The sequence below is a fragment of the Nonomuraea sp. NPDC001684 genome (assembly GCF_053596515.1).
Genome location: NZ_JBSFGJ010000767.1, coordinates 1 through 2,591, shown reverse-complemented (window position 1 = coordinate 2,591; position 2,591 = coordinate 1). Strand labels below are relative to the sequence as shown.

5 protein-coding genes are annotated in these 2,591 nt (G+C 73.6%); all 5 read right to left on the bottom strand.

Annotated elements, in window-relative coordinates:
• The coding region (locus tag ACWCSD_RS51405; RefSeq protein ID WP_449927013.1) for a GNAT family N-acetyltransferase at positions 1-466 on the bottom strand (466 nt) is incomplete at its 3' end.
• A gap of 20 nt (positions 467-486) precedes the next feature.
• Positions 487-1,047: a helix-turn-helix domain-containing protein gene (locus ACWCSD_RS51400; protein ID WP_449927010.1), complete on the bottom strand. Its 561-nt coding sequence runs from the start codon at positions 1,045-1,047 to the stop codon at positions 487-489.
• Between the two features lie 27 nt (positions 1,048-1,074).
• Entirely contained in the window at positions 1,075-1,359 is a 285-nt protein-coding gene (locus ACWCSD_RS51395) for a DUF6204 family protein (protein WP_449927007.1), read from the bottom strand.
• A 12-nt stretch (positions 1,360-1,371) separates the two neighbouring features.
• Positions 1,372-2,010: a TetR/AcrR family transcriptional regulator gene (locus ACWCSD_RS51390; protein WP_449927004.1), complete on the bottom strand. Its 639-nt coding sequence runs from the start codon at positions 2,008-2,010 to the stop codon at positions 1,372-1,374.
• Positions 2,011-2,057: 47 nt separating this feature from the next.
• Complete coding sequence (locus ACWCSD_RS51385) at positions 2,058-2,483, bottom strand: ClpX C4-type zinc finger protein (RefSeq protein WP_449926999.1); 426 nt, start codon at positions 2,481-2,483, stop codon at positions 2,058-2,060.
• Positions 2,484-2,591 lie beyond the last annotated feature (108 nt).

Below are 2,591 nucleotides of genomic sequence, written 5' to 3'. Positions count from 1 at the left end.
GGGAGATCTCCATCAGGTCGTCGACGAGCGCGCTGAGCCGGGCGACCTCGGCGGTGATCAGCCTGGCGGCGGTTCCGGCGTCGGCGTCCAGCAGGCCGGCCCCGGCCGCGACGGCGCCGTCCTCGGCGGCGGCCAGCAGGAGGCGGGACAGGCCGCGCCCGCGCGCCCGGCGGTGCACCAGGAGCTTGACCAGCTCGGCCCGGTGCCGCGAGTTGGGCTTGCGGGCAAGGACCAGGCTGACCGTGCCGGCCAGGAAGCCGTCGGCGTCGCGGCAGGCCCACACCGCCATGGCGCCCTCGGCCACCGCCGCCGCCTGCCCCCGCCACCAGGCCGCGGCCTCCTCCGGGCCGAACGGCTTGAGGAAGCCGACCGAGGCGCCGCCGTCGACGGCGTCGGCCAGCAGCACGGCCAGCTCCTCGACGCTGCCGGCGAACTCCTGCGCGGACATGCGGGTGACGGTGTGCACGAGCGGGCTCCTTCGGGTGCTCACGGCAGGACGACGACCAGGGCGTAACGGACCGGCGAGGGCCCCGGGCAGCGGAAGCGCGACCGCCCCCACAGGCGGAACCGCAGGCAGTCGCCCGCCTCCAGCCGATGGACGCGGCCGTCGGCGGTGATCTCCACGACGCCCTCCAGCACCCAGACGTGCTGTTCGAGCCCGGGGACCGGCGGCTCGTCGTAGGCGATGTCCGCGCCCGGCCGCAGCCGCCCCTCGACGACCTCGCCGCGCAGCCCTGGATGCGGCGGCGAGACGGAACGTCGCTCGAAGCCCGAGCCCTCGTCCCGCCACACCGCCTGGGACGCCGCCCGCACCACCTGCGCGGGCTCCGGCTCCACCTCGGCCAGCAGGCGCGACATCGTGCGCCCGTAGACCGCGCAGAGCTTGTTGAGCAGGGCGGCGGTGGGGCTGATCTCGCCGCGCTCCAGCCGGGACAACGTCGAACGGCTGATCCCGGCCCGCCCGGCCAAGTCGTCGAGCGACCAGTCGCGCTCGACCCGCAGTTCGGCGAGCCGCCCGGCCAGCCGCTCGTCCAGATCCTGTCCCATATCCGGGACGATATCCCAGATGCGGGATCAGCGGTGACCCTTCCGGCGGATCCTGATGTCCCGCATGTCGGTCACCGCCACCTGCAGCACCCGGTACGGCACCCCGTACGCCTCCAGCGCCGCGACCGCCCGCCCGGTGGCCTCGTGCTCACCGTCGTCCGGCCCGGCGGGCACCTGGCAGCGGAAGGTGAACGCCGACACGGTGCCGTCGTGGGTGAACGTGCCCGCCTCGGTGAAGGCCGTGTCGTGCGCCGCCAGCACCGCGGCCCGCCCCTCCTCGTCGATCCCGTCGAACTTCCCGCGGATGGTCACCCGGAACAACGCTCAGCCCTCCCGTACGGCATAGGTCAGCAAGGGCTCGCCGAGCAGGCCCTCGGTCACGTCCAGCAGCTCCAGCACGGCCTCGGCGATGGCGTCGGGCCCCTGCCCGGCGGCCACCCGCCTGCCGACCTCGGCGTACACCAGCGAGTGCAGGCAGCCGATCTGCCAGGCGACGGCCCGCGGCAGCAGATCGCCCGGCTCGGCCCCCGTCTCCTCGGCCAGCGCGTCGGCCAGGGCGTCGGTCATCTGCCGGCCCAGCTCCTCCAGGCGCGCCCGCAGCGTGGGAGCGGCCAGCATCATCTCCAGCACCTGGCCGAACCCGGCCGTCAGCCCCAGGCTGCGCTCGCGCCCGCGCACCTCCTCGCGCAGGCGGCCCAGCACCGCCCGCGCCGCCGACACGCCCGGCGCGCGCTCGCGCACGATGTCGGCGAGCCGCTGCGGCGAGGCCTCCTCGGGCGGCAGCACGAGATCTTCCTTGGCGGTGAAGTAGTTGTAGAGCGTGTTCACCGACACCTCCGCCGCCGCGGCGATCTCGGCGATCGTGACCTGGTCGAAGCCGCGGTCGACGAACAGCCCGATCGCCACGTCGGAGAGGTGCCGGCGGGTCTTGCGCTTCTTGCGCTCGCGAAGCCCTTCGGTCATGACAGGACTCTACTGCAAAAATGAAGTGGATTGCAGTTTTGGGGTCGTCATCGGGATTCGACGTCGGCGGCGAACCGGTCCCACGCCGCCTGGCGGGTGATGCCCAGGGCCTGGCCGATCCTGGCCCACGTCACGTTGCGGGCGCGCAGGATGGCCACCCAGGCGCGCAGGTCGCGTTCGGCCTGCTCAAGGGTGAGCGCCTGGCGGGGCAGGGAGGCCAGCACGTCGTCGTCGGACATGCCGGTCACGTACTTGTCGTCCGGGGCGGGGCCCCAGTGGACGCGCGACCCGCCGTCGCCGGCCGGCGCGGGCTCGCCCTCCTCCTTGCGGAGCTCGGCCTGGACGATCTGCTGGCTCAGGTCGACGCAGGCGTCGCAGATGTAGACGCCGGGCCCGGCGACGACCTTCCTGGCCTCCTCGTGCGGCTTGCCGCAGAACGAACACCTCGTCGCCAGCTGCGCGACGGGCGTCATCTCCCGGCTGGTATCGCTGTGTGTCATCATGCTGTCAGCCTTCCCTTGACGCGGCGGCGCGTCAAGGGAAGGCTGACAGAAATCGGGATCGCCGTCGAGGCCGCCGGC

Excerpts from the sequence above, each read along its gene's own strand:
- ACWCSD_RS51400 (WP_449927010.1), bottom strand. The coding sequence starts at position 1,047 with ATGGGACAGGATCTGGACGAGCGGCTGGCCGGGCGGCTCGCCGAACTG.
- ACWCSD_RS51390 (WP_449927004.1), bottom strand. The coding sequence starts at position 2,010 with ATGACCGAAGGGCTTCGCGAGCGCAAGAAGCGCAAGACCCGCCGGCAC.
- ACWCSD_RS51385 (WP_449926999.1), bottom strand. The coding sequence starts at position 2,483 with ATGACGCCCGTCGCGCAGCTGGCGACGAGGTGTTCGTTCTGCGGCAAG.